This window comes from Salinicola sp. DM10 (assembly GCF_017306975.2).
Lineage (GTDB): Bacteria > Pseudomonadota > Gammaproteobacteria > Pseudomonadales > Halomonadaceae > Salinicola.
In genome coordinates this window covers 25,830-44,837 of the sequence record NZ_JAFLEN020000002.1, presented here as the reverse complement: position 1 = coordinate 44,837, position 19,008 = coordinate 25,830, and the positions used below count along the sequence as shown (strand labels likewise).

The following is a 19,008-nucleotide window of genomic DNA, read 5'->3' as shown; positions in this document are numbered from 1 at the left end:
CTCGCAATGCATTCATCGAGCCCTGCCCTCGCCCGCCAAGCGCCAGTCGCCGCTGCGCGGGCCGGGAGTAGGCCCTGTAGGATCAGCACCGCATGTTAGAGACACTTCGCGAGCGCCTGCAAGCGCACCGTCCCCGCCAGCTCGACGCGGCCTTCCCTCAGGCCGCCGTGCTGCTGCCGCTGGTGGCCCGTCGCGAGCCGACGCTGTTGTTCACCCAGCGCACCGACCACCTCTCTTCCCACGCCGGCCAGGTGGCCTTTCCCGGTGGCAAGCGTGAACCCGAGGATCGCGACCTGCTGGCTACGGCGCTGCGCGAGAGCCAAGAGGAGATCGCCCTGGCGCCTGACGAGGTGGAGATCGTCGGCCGCCTCGGCGATCTGCTTTCACTGCACGGGCTGCGGGTCACCCCCTACGTGGGCATCATCCCCCCGGATCTGGCACTGACACCGGAGCCCGGCGAGATCGCGGCGATCTTCGAGGTGCCGCTGGCCCACTTCCTCGACGACCGGCGCACCCATACCGATGTGATTCCGGTCGACGATCACGAGTGGTTCGTACCCAGCTATCAGGTCGATGGTCGCATCATCTGGGGGCTCTCGGCGATGATGCTGGTCGAGCTGCTGGCGGTGGGCTTCGCCAGCCGGGTCTCGCTGGAACAGCCACCGACGGGCGGCGAGCTACGCTATCATCCGCAGCGCGGGCGCCGTACCACTCGATGACTCACGGCCTGCGCCGGCGCTTGTGCCCGGCCATGCAGTCTCGTCCCGGTATTCTCGACCAAGCATTCTGGACCAAGCATTCTCTACCACGCATCCTCGACCACGCTGTCCCAGCCACGCGCTTTTCCATCGGAGGCCCCGCGATGTCCCACACCCAGACTCACCACGCCTACTGGGACGAACAGCAGCTGACACCGCTGATCGACGCCCTGGTCGCGCACGGCTGGTACGCCGGGGAGAGGTTTCTGGACGCTGGCCTGTGCCAGGAGCTGCACGCCGAGCTGACCCAGCTCGAGGCGCGTCAGCAGCTGCAGGAGGCCGCCATCGGCCGCGGTGACGAGCGCACCCTGCGCCGCGACATCCGCGGCGACGCCATCCACTGGCTCGATCGCGAGAGTCTCGCCCAGCGCCGCTATCTGGCGCTGATGGCCGAGCTCCAGCAGCAGATCAATATCGCCCTCTATCTGGGGCTGTTCGAGTTCGAGGCGCACTTCGCCCAGTATCCACCGGGCGCCTTCTACCGCAAGCACTACGACAGCTTTCGCGGACGTGCCAACCGTATCGTCTCCACCGTGCTCTATCTCAACCCGGACTGGCCCGAGGACGGCGGCGGCGAGATGGCGCTCTACGACGAGCACGACAGCGAGCGCGAGGTCGCGCGGGTCATGCCACGCGCCGGCACTTTCGTCTGCTTTCTCTCCGAGCGCATTCCTCACGAGGTACTGCCGACCCGCCTGCCGCGCACCAGCATCGCCGGCTGGTTCCGGCGCAATGCCTCCCTCGGCGGGCTGGTCGACCCCGCGCGCTGAACTCTCGTCCCCCTGAAGACGCGGATCCAGCGCGCTCAGCCGCGTGTCGCGGTCTCTGCGTCGGCGTCTACCGGCCTGACCGCCGATCCGGCCGTTTCGGCCTCGGAGCCCGCGATATCCACCTCCGGTAGCGCCGTCTCCACCTCCGGGACGACCTGGGACAGATCCTCCTGCTGCTCGTGTTCGGTCGCCCCCTGCACCAGCGCCGCGGTCACCACCAGCTCGGCCCCCACCACCGACTGCGGCGGATTGGAGGTGAACGGAGCTACCGGTGCCGGCGCCGGACGACGGCTGCGCCGCCAGACGAAGAACACCACCAGACAGCCGCCCAAGCAGAGCAGCGCCACGAACAGCCCGGCATCGCCGACATGCGTCATCAGCGGGGTGATCAGCGGCGGGCTGAGAGTGGCGCCGAGGGCGTTGATCAGCAGCAACCCCTGGCTCATGCGCACCAGGGCGCCGGCCGGGGCGCGGTCGGCGGCGTGGCTCACCGCCACCGGATAGAGCGCGAATACCCCGCCGCCGAGCAGGAACAGCGCCCCCGCCAGCAGCCACGGTAGCGGCGGCAGCAGCATCATGCCCAGACACAGCAGGGTCATCGCCACACCGATCAGGATCAGCACGATCTGGCGGTCGTGGCGATCCGACCAGCGGCCGATGGGGTACTGCAGCAGCATGCCGCCCAGAATCAGCACCGCCATCATCTCGCCGATCTTCTGCACGTCGAGGCCGCTGCGCTGCAGATAGAGTGGCAGCAGGCTATAGATCGCCGAGATCGCCAGCCCCGAGCCGAAGCAGCCCATCACGCCGGTGGGCGTGACCGTGATCAGACGCCACGGCGAGAGCGGCTCGGCGTGCTCGATCAGCGGCGATACCCGCGGGATCATGCCCAGCGGCAGCACCGACAGCGATGCCAGAATAGCGATGATCATGAACGGCTGGCTGGCACCGGCGCTGTCGGCCACGCCGAGCAGCAGCTGGCCGATCACCCCGGCGCCGTAGAGCGAGATCATGTAGAGCGCCAGCAGGCGCCCACGCACGCGGGTATCCGCCGCCGTCAGCAGCCAGCTCTCGATCACCAGATAGACGCCCAGGGTGGCCCAGCCGCCGATCATGCGCAGGGTGAACCACAGCCCCGCATTGAGCCACAGCCCCTGCAGCAGCACGGTCACCGCCACCAGCGAGGCAAAACAGGCGTAGGCGCGAATATGGCCGATGCGCAGCAGCAGGCGGTCGTTGAACAGCGCCCCGATCGCCAGGCCGATGTAGTAGGCCGCCGAGACCCAGCCGATGGTGGTCACCGACTCGCCGGCGGCGTCCAGGCGCAGGGTAATCAGCGAGGCCAGAAAGCCATTGCCGATACCCAGGATGAACAGACCCAGAAGCGGCGCCAGCGCCATGGAAAGCAACTGCGGAGACATCGACGAACCCACCTTGCAACCGGTTCCGGCCCGGCGGCACGGGTGACGCCGCCAGCAACCGAAGAAGCCATAGAATGAGACACTCTGTAATGCGGAACCCTGGACTGAGAAGCCCTGAACAGCAGGCGTCCGGGCAGTATTCGGGCGAGCGCACTATACGCCGCGCCCGGCAGCCGAAAAAGCCGAATAGCGGCGAAAAATTCCCGTATGGCGGCGGCTGACATTGACCAGGGTCGTTATACCCCCACGCCAAGCGAACGTCGGCGCAGGTCGAGAGGAATCTGCGTATACTATTCTGTTAGCGCGCTAGCTAGTAGCTAGATAGCCTCTCCCCGCATCGACCGCCAAGGACACCATGCCCACCGCCGACAGCGCCGCCTCAACCCCAGACGATCCGTCACGCGTCGATCGCCCTGCTACCGATGATGACCACCCGCAGACGAACGCCGCGGACGCGGTCTACCGTCAACCCGGTTTCGCCGCCTTTCTGGTCTCGCGCCTGGCGGCGGTGTTCGCCATGCAGATCCAGGCCATCGTGGTGGCCTGGCAGGTCTACGACATCACCCGCGACCCACTGACGCTGGGCTATGTCGGCCTGGCTCAGTTCCTGCCGATGGTCGTTTTGCTGCTGCCAGCCGGCGACCTGGTCGACCGCTTCGATCGCAAGCGCATCCTGCAGCTCAGCTGGCTGGCCCAGGGCGTGTGCAGCGCCTGTCTGATCGCGCTCTCGCTGCAGCGCCCGGAGAGCGCGCTAACGTTCTATGCGGTGCTGGTGCTGTTCGGCGCAGCGCGGGCCTTCACCGGCCCCACCCTGCAGAGCCTGCTGCCACAGATCGTACCGCGGGCGCAACTGGGCAAGGCGATCGCGCTCAACTCCTCGATCATGAAGATCGGGGTGATCGGCGGTCCGCTGCTCGGCGGGCTGCTCTACACCTTCGGTGCGCCGCTCACCTACAGCGTGGTGCTGGCGTGCTTCGTGGTCGCCCTGCTCGGCCTGTTCGCAGTGCCGGTGCGCTACGCCGTCGAACGCCAGCCGCGGGATGACACCGCCTGGCAGCGCTTCACCGCCGGCATTCGCTATATCCGCAACAAGCCGGTGATTCTCGGAGTGATCTCGCTCGACCTGTTCGCGGTACTGTTCGGCGGCATCGTGGCACTGCTGCCGGTCTACGCCCAAGAAATCCTGCACGTCGGCCCCGAGGGGCTGGGCGCATTGCGCAGCGCCATCGCCATCGGCGCGCTGCTGATGGGGCTCTATCTGGGAGTGCGTGCCATCAACCGCCATGCGGGGCTGACGATGTTCGCGGCGGTGGCGGTGTTCGGCCTGGCCAACCTGGTGTTCGCACTGTCGCACTGGTTCTGGCTCTCGTTCGGCGCTCTGCTGATCGCCGGCGCCGCCGATATGATCAGCGTCTATGTACGCCTGACGCTGCTGCAGCTGGCAACCCCAGACGAGATGCGCGGCCGGGTCAATGCGGTCAACATGCTGTTCATCGGCGCCTCCAACGAGCTGGGCGAGTTCGAGTCCGGGGTCACCGCGGCCTGGTTCGGTACCGTGCCGGCGGCGGTGATCGGCGCGGTCGGCACCCTGGGGATCGTCGGGCTGTGGATGTGGGCCTTCCCGGTATTGCGCCGCGCCGACCGGCTGGATGATGTCGAGGAGGAAAGCGCCGAATCCAAGCCCGCCGCGCCGGCCAGGCAAGGCTGATTCAGCAAGCGCTCGCTGGCGCTCTCTCATGCCGTGGCACCATATGCGGCTCATCCTGCGTAGCAGAAGAACCATTCTTGTCCCGCCTCGGTCCGAGCGCGGAAGCTAGGCGCGAACCCGGCGCGGCCGCCCTTGAGGACAAGACGGCCCGCCGATGTCGTGTCGACTCCCTACGCAGGCACCGCCCCATGAACCGCCCCGCAGTCTCCTTTTCTCCAGGTGGCGGCAGCGCCATCGATAGCGCATCGCTGCCGCCGAGCGACGCCGCTCGCCCCACCGATCGCGGCTTTGAGGCCAGCGTAATCCACTGGCAGCACTTTCAGGTCGCCTACGACTACCCGGTGGCCTTCACCCGCGAACTGCTCTCCCCCGACAATCCGCTCCTGGCGGAGGTTGTCGCGCGCCGTGAGCCGGAGCTGCGCCACCGCTGCCTGGTCTATGTCGATGCCGGCGTGGCCGCCGCCTGGCCGGATCTGGCCCGGCGCCTGGCGCGCTATTTCGAGGCCCATGCCGCACGCATGGCGCTGATCGCGCCGCCGATCACGGTGGCCGCGGGGGAGGCGATCAAGGCGAGCCTGGCAACGGTAGAGCGCATGCTGGACGAGCTGCGCCAGCACGCCGTGGATCGCCACGCCTATGTGATCGCCATCGGCGGCGGTGCCGTCCTCGACGCAGTGGGCCTGGCCGCGGCCGTGGCCCACCGCGGCGTGCGCCTGATTCGTCTGCCGACCACGGTGCTGGCGCAGAACGACAGCGGTGTCGGGGTGAAGAATGCGGTCAACTTCCGCGGCACCAAGAACTTCACCGGCACCTTCGCCCCGCCCTGGGCAGTACTCAACGATCTCGACTTCCTGGCCACGCTGCCGCGCCGCCAGCGCCTGGCCGGGATCGCCGAGGCGATCAAGGTGGCTCTGATCCGAGACGCCGCCTTCTTCGACTGGCTCGAAGCCAATGCAGAGGCACTGGCGACCTTCGATGCCCGCGCCGAGGCCTACATGATTCAGCGCAGCGCCGAGCTGCACCTGGCGCAGATCGGCCGCGGCGGCGACCCCTTCGAACAGGGCTCGTCACGGCCGCTGGATTTCGGCCATTGGTCGGCCCACAAGCTGGAAGCGCTGACCCATCACGGCGTCAGCCATGGCGAGGCGGTGGCGATCGGCATCGCACTCGACACCCGCTACTCGGTGCTCGCCGGCCACCTGCCGGCGAGTGATGCGCGGCGGGTGATGCAGCTACTCGAGCGTCTTGGCCTGCCGCGCTATCACCCGCAGTTGCTGGAGCTCGATTCGCTCGGCCAGCCGGCGCTGCTCAGCGGTCTGGGCGAGTTCCAGGAGCACCTGGGGGGCGAACTGACGGTCACCCTGCTGGCCGCGATCGGACGCGCTGTCGACGTCCATGCGATGGATCACGCCCTGGTCCTCTCGGCGATCGAGTGGCTACACGCGGAGACCGCCCAGCATGCAGCTGCCTGACGCCCTGGGTCAGTTGACCTACTGCCTCAACGTGCACTCGACCCAGACCTGGGATGAGGTGCGCCGCGCGCTCGAGGGGCCGGTGGCCTACGTACGCCGTACGCTGGCGCCGGATGTCTCCTTCGGGCTCGGCCTGCGCCTCTCCGCCCAGGCGCTGGAGGAGCTGCGTGCGCCGGACGCCCGCGCCGAACTCAAGGCGATCCTGAGGCGCCACGATTACCGCCTGGTCACCATGAATGGTTTCCCCTTCGGCCCCTTCCACGGCGTGCCAGTGAAGGCCGCGGTCTATCAGCCGGACTGGAAGCAGCGGGCACGCCTCGACTACACCTGCTGGCTCGCCGATCTGATGACAGAGCTGGCCCAGCCCGGCGACATGCTCAGTCTGAGCACCGTACCCGGCACCTATGGCCCACTGACCGCGGGCGCCGAGGTGGCCATGGCCGACAATCTGCTCAAGTGCGTGGCGCACTGCGTGGGGCTGTTCGAACGTACCGGCGTCAGCGTAGCCATCGCCCTGGAGCCGGAGCCCTGCTGCTTTCTCGAGACCATCGAGGAGACGCTGGCGTTCTTCCGTAACTACCTGTTCTGCGACAGCGCCGCCGCTCGTGTGGCCGAGCTGAGCGGACTGTCGCTGACCCAGGCCCAGGCGGCGCTGCCGCGCCACCTCGGGGTGTGCTACGACGTCTGCCATGCGGCGGTCGAGTTCGAAGACCCCACGGCCAGCGTCGCCGCCCTGCGCGACGCAGGTGTCCCCATCCACAAGCTGCAGTTGAGTGCCGCACTGCGCGTGCCGGCGCTCGATTCGGCCACCCGCGAGGGGCTGGCTAGCTTCTGCGAACCGACCTATCTGCACCAGGTGGTGGCGCGCAGCGCGAGCGGGCTGGTTCGCTACAGCGATCTTCCCGAGGCGCTCGCGGATCCGCAGCGGGCCGATGGCGAGGAGTGGCGCGTGCACTTTCACGTGCCGATCTTCGTCGCCGACATCCCGCCCTTCTCGACCACCCGTGACTTTCTCGCCGAGATCCTGGCCCTGCATCGCCGTCAGCCGATCTCGACGCACCTGGAAGTGGAGACCTATACGTGGCAGGTACTACCCGAAGCGCTGCGTCGCCAGCGGCTGGAAGTGGCAGTGGTGAAGGAGCTCGAGTGGGTGCGACAGCAGCTGGGCGTCAGTGTCGACGCCGAGGCGCTGACGTCTGGCTGAGGCTGGGCCGGGTCTCCAATCTCCCCACGGTATGGAGCAATGCCCTGGCCGGTGCGCTGCTGGCCGGGGCGAGCGGATCGTTGGCAGCCGGTCTGGTGGTGCTGACCGCGCTGACGCTGAGCTATCTCGGCGGCATGTATCTCAACGACGCCTGCGACGCCACCATCGATGCGCGGGAGCGCGCCGACCGCCCGATCCCGCGTGGTGAAGTCGGGCGCGCCACGGTCGCGCTGATTGGCCTGGCGCTGCTGGCCTCTGCCGTGCTGCTGCTGTTCGCCACCGGCGTCGCGGCCGGCACGGCGGGCCTGGCGCTGGCTGCGGCGGTGCTGCTCTACGATCTGCGACACAAGGACGTGAGCTGGAGCCCGCTGGTCATGGGTGGCTGCCGCTTGCTCTGCTACCTGGTCGCGGCGATCGCACTGGGTGGCCAGCTCGGCGCACCACTATGGCTGGGGGCGCTGGGGCTGGCTTGCCATGTCATCGGCCTGACCTATGCCGCACGTCAGGAGGCCTACGACCGTCTGGGCGCGCTGTGGCCTTTGGGGATATTGGCGGTGCCACTACTGCTCACGCTGGCCGCTGTACTGCTGATGCCTGGCCCCACGCTGCTGGCCGCTCTGCTATGGCTGGGCTATCTCGCCTGGGGGTTGCGCTGTCTCGCCTGGCTACGCAGGCGCGCCCCCGGCGACGTGCCGCGGGCAGTGGTCGGCCTGATTGCCGCGATCTCACTTTACGATGCCGTGCTGATCGCCGCCCTGGGTCAGCCGCTACCCGCCCTGCTCGCGGTAGGCGCCTGGGCCGCCACGCTGCAGTTGCAGCGTCTCTCTGCCGGCACCTGAGCCGAGCGCGGCGGAGCACCGCGCCCGGCCTGGGTCGTCACTGGCCGGTGCGCTGGCCGTCTCCTTGGCAGGCCCCACAGACACCAGGCACTGAGGGCGGAATCAGAAAAGGGGGGAATCAGAGAAGAGTAGTCGCCGCCGACTCGCGTTCATCCGCAAGGCTGGCATCAGCACCGAACACATGTGCCAGCATCAGCGCCTTGAACTCGGTCGCCTTGACCGATCCCGCCGGCAGCAGTCCGGCCTCTGAGGAGATCACCAGCGGCCCCATCCTTGGGTCGTCGGTCACCCGGCCATGGGAGCCCTTGACCAGCGTCGTCTGCGTCGACGAGATCACATCCAGTAGCTGACGCATGCCGAGCTTGCGTTTGAACACCCGCCAGCCTGCCGCCAGCTTGGGCGCGCGCAGCATCGGATCGAAGAACAGCTCCACCGGGTCGTAGCCCGGCTTGCGGTGGATGTCGACGGTGCGCGCATAGTCAGGTGCCCGCGCCTCGTCGAGCCAGAAGTAGTAGCTGAACCAGCGGTCCGGCTGGCTGATCGCCACCAGCTCGCCCGCATTGGGGTGGTCGAGCCCCTCCCGGCGTTTCTCGCGGTCGCCCCACACCGCTTCGACCCCCGCTAGCCCTTCGAGCAGCGCCCTGACCCGGGACAGATCCTGTGGGTCGCGCACGTAGACGTGAGCCACCTGATGATCGGCGACCGCAAACGCGCGCGAAGCGCCAGGGTCGAGCTGCTCCTGCTCGCCCTCGCGTCTCACCGCGAGGTAGCCGGCCTGACGCAGCGCCCGATTGATATGAACCGCGTCCTGCACCGGGGTAATGCCGTACTCGGAGACCACGATCACACGACGCCCATCGCGCTCGGCGTCCGCGATCAGCTCGCCGCACAGGGCATCGACCTGACGCAGGTCACGCTGCAGCTCGGGATGATCGAGATCCGGCCCGAGACGCTGCAGGTTGTAGTCGAGATGCGGCAGATAGGTCAGCGTCAGCGTTGGATCACGTGTTGCCATCACGTGACGGGTCGCATCGCTGATCCAGCGGCTGGAGTCGATGTTGGCCAGCGGCCCCCAGAAGGAGAACAGCGGAAAAGTGCCCAGCTTGGCGTCGAGCTCGTCATGCAGTTCGGGGGGGTAAGTGTAGTGATCCGGCAGCTTGCGCCCGTCGGCGGGATAGCGCGGCCGCGGCGTCGCGCTCCAGTCCGCCGAGGCGTACATGTTGTACCACCAGAACAGCTTGGCGCAGGTGAAGTCGGCATGGCGCCGCCGCCCCGCCTCCCACACCTTCTCCCCCGCCACCAGCCGGTTGGATTGCCGCCACAGCCAGACCTCGGCGAGATCACGAAAATACCAGCCATTGGCGACGGCGCCATGCGCTGCCGGTGGCAACCCCGTGAGCAGTGTGGCCTGGACACTGCAGGTGACCGCCGGGGTAACCGTCTCGAGTGGGCGTAGCCCGCCCCGGCGCGCCAGACGTTGCAGATTCGGCGTATGTTCCCCCACCAGATGGGGGCTCAAGCCGACGACCAGTATAACCAGTGTCTTGTGCATTTTCGTTCTCTCTCATGGGCATTCCGGCCGCTTTAACAGGCTGATATCCGTGTCTCTCGACGGCGGCGATACCCGACCTAGCGATACTGATCAATACCGCGCTTTCACGCTTCGGTGCGATCAACGAGGCCACGATCGAGACTGCATATCAGCCCGCCGACTCGGGCTCAATCGACAACTGCTGGGGCGATAAAAATTGAGCCTTTGGGATGAAGAAAGGCATCACAGGATGGCGCCTTGGGCTCACATCATTCGCCAAAAAAGATGGCCCGTGGCCGCCTCGATCCGGCACCAATTCTCCAGATAATTGAGGTAGGGGCTCGCCGCGACAATCGATAGAGTGATTGTCGACATCGACCCGAAGCGATATGCGCCTGTCCGCCTTCTCTCAAGCCAGAGCCACAAACCAGATTCACAAACCATCGCCAACAGGATGCCCATGACCGAGCCCCTCCACAGTCGAGCGACGACAGCGTTATCGCCTTCGGCAGCAGACCTGCTGTGCCGCTGGGTCGTGCGTCAGGCGGCGGCGCAGGAGACCTGGTTTCTCGACGCGCTCGAGCGTCTGCAGACGAGTGCCGACGAGCGTGCGCTGCACCTCTTCCTGGGGCAGGTGCCCCGACGCCTGGGCAAGGCAGATCTCGCGTTGACACCTCAGGACCTGACCGCAGCGCACAGCGTGCTACCAGGCTGGTCTCCGCTCGACTGGAGCCTGGATGGCGCGGCGCGTATAGCCGGTCTGTTGACGTTTCGCGGCCAGCGCCCGTTCGCGGCGCTGTTCGAGGATCTCGTGCGCACTGCCGACGCCCGCGAGCTGATCACCCTCTATCGCGGCCTTTCGTTCTACCCCGAAGCGGCCTCATTGAGCACTCTGGTTGGGGCCGGGTTGCGCTCCAACATGCGCGCCGTCTTCGAAGCGATCGCCCATGGCAACCCCTATCCGCGTGACCATTTCGATCTCCACCGCTGGAACCACATGGTGCTCAAGGCGCTGTTCATCGGCAGTCGGCTGGCCCCGATCGTCGGCATCGACCAGCGCCACAACCCAGAGCTGGCGCGCATCCTGCTGGACTATGCCGAGGAGCGCTGGGCCGCCGGTCGCGGCGTCACGCCCGAGCTGTGGCGCTGCGTCGGCCCCTGTGTCGATGCGCTCGGCGCCTACGCCGCGCTGCAGCGTGCCCTGGCGGGCTCGCCCGCCGAACGGCTGGCCGCCGGGCTGGCGCTCTCCCAGGCCGATACGCCCTCGGCCCGACATCTGCTGACCTCCGCACCGGAGACCGCAGCCCTCATCGGCACCGGCCGTGTCGGCTGGAGCAATCTCCACCACTACGAGGCAATCTGAACGATGTTCATCGACCCGCATGCGCACATGGTCTCGCGCACCACCGACGATTACCAAGCCATGGCCGCCGCCGGCGTGGTCGCCCTGATCGAACCGGCGTTCTGGGTCGGCCAGCCGCGCACCTTCGTCGGCACCTATGTCGACTACCTGTCGTCGCTGGTGGGCTGGGAGCGCTTCCGCGCGGGACAGTTCGGTATCCGCCACTACTGCACCATCGGACTCAACTCGAAGGAGGCCAACAACGAAGCGCTGGCAGAGGGCGTGATGGAGTGGCTGCCACGCTTCGCCATGAAAGAGGGCGTGGTGGCGATCGGCGAGATCGGTTACGACGAGCAGACGCCGCTGGAAGAGAAGTATTTTCGCGCCCAGCTGGCCCTGGCCAAGGAGCTGGCGCTACCGGTGATGGTGCACACCCCGCATCGTGACAAGAAACGCGGTACCTCGCGCTCGATGGATGTGTGCGAAGAGATGGGCATAGACCCCAGTCGGGTGGTGATCGATCACAACAACGAAGAGACCGTGCGCGAGACGCTCGACCGTGGCTACTGGGCCGGCTTCTCGATCTACCCTTCGACCAAGATGGGCAATGCGCGCATGGTCGAACTGCTGCGTCAATACGGCGGCGATCGGATCATCGTCGACAGCGCCTGCGACTGGGGCATTTCCGACTGTCTTGGGGTCGCCAAGACCGCTCGCCTGGCGCTCGCCAGCGGTATCGACGCCCAGGTGGTGCGCCAGGTCACCTATGAAAACGCCCTGTGCGTCTACGGCAAAAGCGGGCAGATGCACGAATCCGACTGGCTCGACCCGCCGGAAATCGACCAGCGTACGCTCTATGAGGGTAACTCGATCCTGCGTGGCGGCCGCGAACCGCGCATCGAATACCCCCGCCGGCATGCCGAAGATGACCTGCTGATCGAGTGACAGCACGACAGCCCCGCGCATCGGCCCGCCAGCCATCCCGCGCTGGCGCGCACCGACTGCCTGACAAGCCACGCAAGGCCCTGCGCGCCTTACACCAGCGTCTGCGCTCCCGACGCCCTTCATCTACCCCTGCCCCATCACGGCGGATACCGCATCTGTTCTGCCTACACGCTGAGGTGACGCCACGCCGAACGCTGCATCGCGTGGCTCGCGCCTCGATTGCGCAGGCACTTTCAGCCGCCAGACCCACCTCTCTGCCACTCTACCCGCAGCGGAAAACCGCCTTACCTCGCCACAGCGAGTCATGCCGGCGAGCTACCTTGATACGCACCGAAACAATTAGTCGATTAATTTGCGCTGGTAACGAAATGTCATCGAAGAGTACCCCCTGAAAAGCGACTAAGGTCGCCCCTTCGCAGCTGCCCTAATTTACTCCAGGAAAATCGCAAGTCGCTGTAATAAAAGGAAAAAAGTTTACTTAGACCAAAAAGTACTAGAAAAATACCAAGCGGCAGAACTTTATATTCCTGAAAGCCGGTGCAACAATCCGAAACACAAAGACCAGCCTTGCACAATAACCAGAATATTTACCGTCTAGGCAACGTACGCCAGGGGAATATCATGTCAAACCCAGAAGCCTCGATGCTGATCGTGACCAGCGAGACAGCGCAGTCGACCCTGCTCGCGATGAGTCTCTCTTCGCATACCGGGATGAGCTATCGCCTGGCGGGACCACAGGAGCCGCACAAGGTCTCTAACGCCAGCTTCGACATCGCCCTGATCGACCTGAGCCTGGTCGACCCCATTCTGTTCCAGAAGTGGGAAGAGAGCCTGGCCGGCCAGGGCGACGGCGAAGTTCAGATCTGTGCCTTCAACGCCAAGAACGACACCCATGCGCTGGACGCGGTTTCGCTGTCGCATATCCGTGGCGTGTTCTTTCAGCAGGATACGCCGGAGCTGATGGCCAAGGGCCTGAAGCAGATCCTGCAGGGTCAGATCTGGCTTTCCCGCAATCTGATGAGCCTGCTGATCGACAAGCTGCGCCGCCAGAGCATGGACGCCTACCGTATGGAAGGATATCTGACCCACCGCGAGCGTCAGGTAGTCGGGCTGGTCGGGCTAGGCGCCACCAACGCGCAGATTGCCGAGAAGCTGTTCCTGAGCGAGCACACGGTCAAGACCCATATCTACAACATCTTCAAGAAGATCGGCGCCCAGAATCGAGTCCAGGTGGTGTGCTGGGCGCGCGACCATCTAGGTGCGCTGCCCAACTTGTCACGCCCGCGAACCAAGCATTGAGCGCGCGCCATGCACGCTTGCCACCGCGCGCCCGGAGCCCGTCTCCCGGGTCTGACACTGTTGGTGCTTCTTGTGCTGAGCCCGAACGGCCAGGCCCAGGATGGAGTCGAGCCTGATGCCACCAAGGCCCCCGACGCCCCTGCCGTCAGCATCGATGAGAAGAACCCGCAGCGCGCGCTAGACCAGCAGTTCAATCTGCAACGCCCGGAGCTCTCCGGCATCATCATCGACCGCACCATGACCATGGCGGGCCGCACCTTCTACCGCAGTTTTTCCCAGGCGGCCATGCGCGACCCCATCGTTTCCGGCGCCGAGCTCACCGTCAGCGAGCGCCCGGACCCGCGCTGGGGCAGCCAGCTGTGGATCGCCGAGCGCAATCAGATCTACTTCAGCACTCAGCTGTCGCCACGCATCAGCGAAGCGGATCGCTACGCCGACGAAGCGGTCCGTGTCGTCCAGGAGGCGATACTGCGCCGTCGCATCGCACAGTCGCTTCAACCCAGCCTAGACCTCTCAGATGAGGAGTTGTGACATGCGCAATCTCGTTCCGCTCTCTCTCGCCCTGGCGCTGGGCGCGCTCTCGGTCACCTCGCCGAGCAGTGCTGGCGAGCTGATCTATCGACCGATCAATCCGTCATTCGGCGGCGACCCGTTCAACGGCAGCTACCTGCTCGGCAAGGCACAGGCCCAGGATACCCACAAGGACCCTAGCCTCAATGACTTCGGCGGACTCTCGGCCACCGACCGCCTGGTGCAGAGCCTGCAGAGCCGGCTGATCTCGCAGCTGCTTTCGGATGTCAGTTCGGGAGATATCGGCACCGGCTCATATGACAGTGACGATTTCGGAGTCGTGGTTAGCGACGAAGGTGGGCAGCTGGTGATCACGGTCACCGACAAGGCCACCGGGGACATCACCAATATCAACGTGGGCGGGCTGTCGGCTGGCGGCTTCTGAGCCAGCACGACCCACGCAGGGGAACCACAACATGTACAAACTCATTGCTGCGGTCGCGACTGCCGCACTGCTCTCCGGCTGCGCCGGCATGGTCGCCAACGTTGACGGTCTCGAGGGCAAACCGCCCACGCTGACACCCCGCGGAGCGACCTGGCAGGATCTCAAGGCGCTGCCTCGCCCCGCCGGCAAGATTCTCGCCGCGGTCTACGATTTTCGTGACCAGACCGGGCAGTACCGTCCGGCTCCTGCCAGCACCTTCTCCACCGCTGTCACTCAGGGCGCCGCGGCGATGCTGACCGGTGCGCTGGCCGACTCTGGCTGGTTCACGCCACTGGAGCGGGTCGGCCTGCAGAATCTGCTGACCGAGCGCCGCATCATCCGTGCCGAGCAGGAGCGCTTCAATCGGCCGGACAACCTGCCCTCGCTGCGCTCTGCCTCGGTGCTGCTGGAGGGCGGTATCATCGCCTACGAATCCAACGTGCGCACCGGCGGGCTGGGCGCCGAATACTTCGGCATCGGCGCCTCGGGGCAGTATCAGGTCGACCAGGTGACGATCAATCTGCGCGCGGTCGAGATCTCCAGCGGAGAGGTGCTGGCCAACGTCACCACCACCAAGACCATCTACTCCAAGGAGATCCGCGCCGGCGTCTTCCGCTTCATCGATTTCCGCCGCCTGCTCGAAGCGGAAGCCGGCCTGACTACCAACGAGCCAGTACAGATGGCGGTGATGTCAGCGATCGAGTCCGCGGTCATCCATCTGATCGCCGAGGGGGTGCAGGATAGACTCTGGAATCTCGCCGACGGTGTTCCCCTGGAGAAGACCGTACTCGCAGACTATCTGAACGAAAGCGTGCCCATGATGTGAATGGATAACGGGCTAGAGGCTATGGCAATCACGAGGTCTCTACCGGGTTTTTCGCCATATACTACATAGTCATGACGCCGTTACGGGATCGCTCTACCACTGCTTTTTATGTCATTACATTGACAGCCGCCTTCAGGCGGCTTTTTATTAACTTCATAAAAAATAGCATCCAAAAAAACCTATCGATGACACCAGATTTATCATACCGATGAATCCCCCCGCCCCCCGATAGCCCGACTTCTTCGATCCAGCGATATTGGCCCCACGTACTCATGCCATTCGTACGGTAAAGCGAGTCTAACGAGGGTGTCACCATGCGTTATCCAGCTCCTATCATCCGCGCGCTATTCAGCATCTCTGCCGCACTGGTGCTGGCCACAACGCCTGTGCTATCTGAAGCATCCGAAGGTGAGCATATCGGCATCGATAACTCACGCGATCGTTATGAAAAACGCATTCTTTCCCAGCAAGCATCTTCGCAGCCCTCGCCCGAAATGCGTGGCGCCAATCAAGCCTCAGTGGTACAGATCGGAAACGATAACCGAGCCCATATCTCACAGCAGAACGGGCGCCGAGAAGCGGCCAACGTGGCTAGCATCCATCAGTCTGGTTATGACAACGATGCTCTGATCGATCAACGCGGCGACTTCAACGACGGTGTGATCGATCAGAACGGAAACTCGCTCGACGCCAAGCTGCTGCAGCAGGGCAGCGGCTACGACGCCAAGATCAATCAGCGCGGTGCAAACGGTGCCGTAACGATTCAACAGTCGGGAACGGGCCACCGAGCCATCACCGTCGACCAGCTGTCGCGGTCGGGTAGCGGCGCAACGGCCACCATAGTGACCTACTGATCGCTGCGTCGGCAGCGGGACAGGGGAACGCAAGGCGGTACTCAGAAAACCAGGGGAAGATCATGAAAATCAAGATGTCGGTACTCGCAGCCTCCATCGCCATGGCCATGAGCGCAGCCGCCATGGCAGCAGACGCGACGCAATTGAGCCCGGGCGGCAACACCAACCCGTCCGATACCTTCCAGTCATCGCGCAATGCGATCGACGCCATGGCCGGTTTCAACGGCAATGCGGGTAACGCCGCCGAGTCGTTCATCGACCAGAACGGCAACCACAACGATGCCAACGTCGTGCAGAGCGGCAATCAGTGGTCGCGCGTCACCCAGCAGGACAACGACAACCTGGCCCGCGTGCGCCAGGAGAGCGGCGCTGAAAACGAATCCGTGATCAGCCAGCAGAATAACGCCAACCTGGCAGAGGTTACCCAGAGCGGTTATCGCAACGATTCGATCGTCAGCCAGCAAGGCCCCAACGCCACCTACAACGACGCCTACGTCACGCAGAACGGCAACCTCAACGACAGCTACATCATGCAGGATGGTGACGGCGCGTACGCCTGGGAGAACGTGGCTCACGTGAACCAGCAGGGCGACGAGCTGGATAGCGACATCCTGCAGCAAGGCGGCGGCTTCAACCAGGCCACGGTCTCACAGTCCGGCTATGGTCACGACTCCTACGTCAGCCAGAATGGCTGGGACAACACCGCCACCCATACCCAGTCGGGCGGCTGGCAGAACTTCGCTCAGACAGTGCAGAACGGCCACGGCAACACGGCCAGCGTCACGCAGTACTGAGCCCCGCTACCAAAGCGCGCCAGAACAGCCCAGCCGGCAACCGCCGGCTGGGTTTTTGCGTTGGAGATCACCCGGCTATTCTCGCCAGGCCCTAGAACCCAGGCGATGCCACAGGCAAAATGCACGGCGACACTCGCCGAGAGATCGACCTTTACCCGGATGAAGAGATCGTTCAACGCCACTGCCATTCATGCGCTCTGGCGCCTACTGTCGGGCTGGCGCCTGATCACGCTGTGGCGCCTGGCGGGCATTGCCAGCCGCGTGCTCTACGCCGTGTCGCGCCGTGAGCGCCACGTGTCGCGGCGTAATCTGGAGCTTGCCTTCCCCGCGGACACGCTGGCCGAGCGCCGCCTGCGCGTGCAACAGAGCCTGCGCCACTCCGCAGCCACCATGCTCGAACTCGGCTTCGCCTGGATCGGCGACCCACGGCGCGTCGAGACGGCAATCGTCGAGGTGCACGGGCGCGAGCTGCTCGATGACGCGCGGGCGGAGAACCGCGGCGTGATCGTGCTGGCACCGCACTTCGGCAACTGGGAAGTGCTCAACTTCTGGCTCTCCAGCCACTTTCCCTTCACCGCCATGTACGAACCTCCCAAGATTGCCGATCTCGATCCGGTGATTCGTCACGGCCGCGAGCGCATGGGCGCCGAGCTGGTGCCGACCAATTCACGCGGTGTGGCCGCCCTGCTCAAGGCGCTGAAGCGCGCCGAGGCGATCGGCATTCTGCCGGATCAGGAACCGGACTGGGGCAGCGGCGTCTTCGCCGACTTCTTCGGCCGCCAGGCCTACACCGCCACCCTGCTGCCCAAGCTGGTGGCTCGTACCCAGGCGCGGGTGGTTACCGGAGTCGCGCGGCGGCTGCCCAAAGGGCGAGGCTTCGCGATCCACTTCCTGGCCGCCGACGAGCGCGTCTACGCCAGCGACGAGACTACTTCGGCGACCGGCGTCAACGCCTGCGTCGAGGCCGCCATCGCGCTCGACCCGGTGCAGTACCAGTGGGAGTACAAGCGCTGGAAGAAGACACCGGAAGAGGAGCAGAAAGTCCCCGACTTTCGGCGTTTTCGGCTCTATCGCTAGGCTTTGTACGAAAACTACCTGCGCTCGGCAATACGGCGTTAAAAATCAGCTCAGAATGCTCATTTACACCCCGTAAACTCCGCGTCTTCGCCGATTTTTGCCTTGTCTTGCCTTCGCTCGCTGACTTTTCGCACAAACCTAGTCCTGAATCGCCCGTGTCGGCAGAGTAGCGGATAGATAAACACCTAGCGCGCGTCGAGGTTACCGCGCCGCGCCGCGGTCTCGGCCAGTGCCGCCCAGTCCTTGTCGGCATCGCCGTGGGCCATGGCGTCGAGCAGGCTGTCACGCAGTACGCCGGCGAACGGCAGCGGCACCTGGCGCTCCTGCGACGCCGCCAGCGCCAGGCTCACATCCTTGAAGCCCCACGCCATCTTCATCCCCGCTGGCGTATAACGTGCCTCGCGAATCATCTTGCCGTAGCCCTGGTAGGCCGGCGCAGCGAATAGCGTGCTGGTGACGATCTCCAGAAAGGTGTCGGCCTCGATACCGTAGGCACGCGTCAGCGCCGAAGCCTCGCCCATCGATTCGATCGCCGTGGCCAGCATGAAGTTGGCCGCGATCTTGACCACGCAGGCACGCTCCGGTGCCTCGCCCACCGGCCACAGCCGCTGACCCAGCGCCTCCAGCACCGGCGTCACCCGCTCCTGCGCCGCCGCCGCTCCGGCCACGATGATATTGAGCTTACCCGCGGCAGCCACGTCCGGACGACCCAGCACCGGGGCCGCTACGTAGTGCGAACCGAGCCCTTCATGCAGCGCACTCATCGCCCGCGCCAGGCCCGGTGATACCGTGGCCATGTTGATGTGAACGCTGTCCTTGGGCAGCGCCTCGAGCGCCTTGGACGCCACCAGCACCTCGTGCACGCTGTGGTCATCGGGCAGCATGCTGATCAGCACTTCACACTTGGCGGCCAGTGCCCGCGCCGACTTGGCCGCTTTGGCGCCTTCGGTCACCAGCGCCTCTACCGGCGCCGGCGAGCGATTCCACACCGTCACCGTGTGGCCGGCCTTGAGCAGCTGCGCTGCCATCCCCTGGCCCATGGCCCCCAGACCCACGAATCCTACGTTCATTGCTGTCTCCTGATACGGATTGAAGCGCGATATACGCTTGAAGCTGGCGAGCGACCGAAGCCCGATGATCGTTAGAAACCAGATACTCGTTAGAAACCCGACGC

At 65.3% G+C, this 19,008-nt stretch carries 18 protein-coding genes; 15 read left to right on the top strand and 3 right to left on the bottom strand.

From position 1 onward, the window contains the following. The first annotated feature begins 92 nt into the window (after window positions 1–92). Window positions 93–719: a CoA pyrophosphatase gene (locus J0A90_RS09005; protein WP_207035272.1), complete on the top strand. Its 627-nt coding sequence runs from the start codon at window positions 93–95 to the stop codon at window positions 717–719. A gap of 143 nt (window positions 720–862) precedes the next feature. Continuing rightward, a complete protein-coding gene (locus J0A90_RS09000) occupies window positions 863–1,528 on the top strand; it encodes a 2OG-Fe(II) oxygenase (RefSeq protein ID WP_207035275.1) in 666 nt (221 codons plus the stop codon). A 35-nt stretch (window positions 1,529–1,563) separates the two neighbouring features. On the opposite strand, the gene J0A90_RS08995 is transcribed toward J0A90_RS09000, so the two are convergent. After that, a complete protein-coding gene (locus tag J0A90_RS08995) occupies window positions 1,564–2,949 on the bottom strand; it encodes an MFS transporter (protein ID WP_207035277.1) in 1,386 nt (461 codons plus the stop codon). Between the two features lie 355 nt (window positions 2,950–3,304). Between J0A90_RS08995 and J0A90_RS08990 the strand changes: the two genes are divergently transcribed. From J0A90_RS08990 to J0A90_RS08975, 4 genes are all read left to right on the top strand, one after another. Then, window positions 3,305–4,657: an MFS transporter gene (locus J0A90_RS08990; protein WP_207035279.1), complete on the top strand. Its 1,353-nt coding sequence runs from the start codon at window positions 3,305–3,307 to the stop codon at window positions 4,655–4,657. Between the two features lie 188 nt (window positions 4,658–4,845). After that, window positions 4,846–6,129 carry a 3-dehydroquinate synthase gene (locus tag J0A90_RS08985; protein WP_207035281.1) on the top strand — a complete coding sequence of 428 codons (1,284 nt, stop codon included), beginning with the start codon at window positions 4,846–4,848 and terminating at the stop codon, window positions 6,127–6,129. Continuing rightward, window positions 6,116–7,333: a metabolite traffic protein EboE gene (gene eboE, locus J0A90_RS08980; RefSeq protein WP_207035283.1), complete on the top strand. Its 1,218-nt coding sequence runs from the start codon at window positions 6,116–6,118 to the stop codon at window positions 7,331–7,333. Before J0A90_RS08985 ends, eboE begins: the two co-directional genes overlap by 14 nt. Beyond that, window positions 7,276–8,172, top strand: a complete 897-nt coding sequence (locus J0A90_RS08975; RefSeq protein WP_207035285.1) for a UbiA family prenyltransferase — start codon at window positions 7,276–7,278, stop codon at window positions 8,170–8,172. Before eboE ends, J0A90_RS08975 begins: the two co-directional genes overlap by 58 nt. Window positions 8,173–8,290: 118 nt before the next feature. Here J0A90_RS08975 and J0A90_RS08970 read toward each other — a convergent pair whose 3' ends face one another. Further along, entirely contained in the window at window positions 8,291–9,724 is a 1,434-nt protein-coding gene (locus J0A90_RS08970) for an alkaline phosphatase family protein (protein WP_207035287.1), read from the bottom strand. Window positions 9,725–10,163: 439 nt separating this feature from the next. Between J0A90_RS08970 and J0A90_RS08965 the strand changes: the two genes are divergently transcribed. The 9 genes from J0A90_RS08965 to J0A90_RS08925 all read left to right on the top strand — a co-directional run bounded on the left by J0A90_RS08965 (window position 10,164) and on the right by J0A90_RS08925 (window position 17,834). Beyond that, on the top strand, window positions 10,164–11,066 hold the full coding sequence (locus J0A90_RS08965) for an EboA domain-containing protein (protein WP_207035289.1): 903 nt from the start codon (window positions 10,164–10,166) through the stop codon (window positions 11,064–11,066). Between the two features lie 3 nt (window positions 11,067–11,069). Then, window positions 11,070–11,990: a TatD family hydrolase gene (locus J0A90_RS08960; protein WP_207035290.1), complete on the top strand. Its 921-nt coding sequence runs from the start codon at window positions 11,070–11,072 to the stop codon at window positions 11,988–11,990. 621 nt (window positions 11,991–12,611) lie between these two features. Then, window positions 12,612–13,289, top strand: a complete 678-nt coding sequence (locus J0A90_RS08955) for a LuxR C-terminal-related transcriptional regulator (RefSeq protein WP_207035292.1) — start codon at window positions 12,612–12,614, stop codon at window positions 13,287–13,289. Window positions 13,290–13,361: 72 nt separating this feature from the next. Then, window positions 13,362–13,820 (top strand): curli production assembly/transport protein CsgE, encoded by a 459-nt coding sequence (locus J0A90_RS08950; protein WP_233076658.1) that lies wholly within the window; start codon window positions 13,362–13,364, stop codon window positions 13,818–13,820. Window position 13,821: 1 nt separating this feature from the next. Continuing rightward, window positions 13,822–14,244 (top strand): curli assembly protein CsgF, encoded by a 423-nt coding sequence (locus tag J0A90_RS08945; protein WP_207035296.1) that lies wholly within the window; start codon window positions 13,822–13,824, stop codon window positions 14,242–14,244. Window positions 14,245–14,275: 31 nt separating this feature from the next. Further along, the gene (locus J0A90_RS08940) at window positions 14,276–15,109 is read left to right on the top strand and encodes a CsgG/HfaB family protein (protein WP_035475277.1); all 834 of its coding nucleotides are present in this window, start codon (window positions 14,276–14,278) and stop codon (window positions 15,107–15,109) included. 314 nt (window positions 15,110–15,423) lie between these two features. Beyond that, on the top strand, window positions 15,424–15,963 hold the full coding sequence (locus J0A90_RS08935; RefSeq protein WP_207035298.1) for a hypothetical protein: 540 nt from the start codon (window positions 15,424–15,426) through the stop codon (window positions 15,961–15,963). A gap of 62 nt (window positions 15,964–16,025) precedes the next feature. Next, window positions 16,026–16,757, top strand: a complete 732-nt coding sequence (locus J0A90_RS08930; protein WP_207035300.1) for a hypothetical protein — start codon at window positions 16,026–16,028, stop codon at window positions 16,755–16,757. A gap of 159 nt (window positions 16,758–16,916) precedes the next feature. Next, window positions 16,917–17,834, top strand: coding sequence for a lysophospholipid acyltransferase family protein (locus J0A90_RS08925; RefSeq protein WP_207035302.1), 918 nt, complete (start codon window positions 16,917–16,919; stop codon window positions 17,832–17,834). Window positions 17,835–18,019: 185 nt separating this feature from the next. Here the strand turns inward: J0A90_RS08925 and J0A90_RS08920 are convergent, their stop codons facing one another. After that, window positions 18,020–18,937 (bottom strand): NAD(P)-dependent oxidoreductase, encoded by a 918-nt coding sequence (locus J0A90_RS08920; protein WP_370635776.1) that lies wholly within the window; start codon window positions 18,935–18,937, stop codon window positions 18,020–18,022. Between the last annotated feature and the right edge of the window lie 71 nt (window positions 18,938–19,008).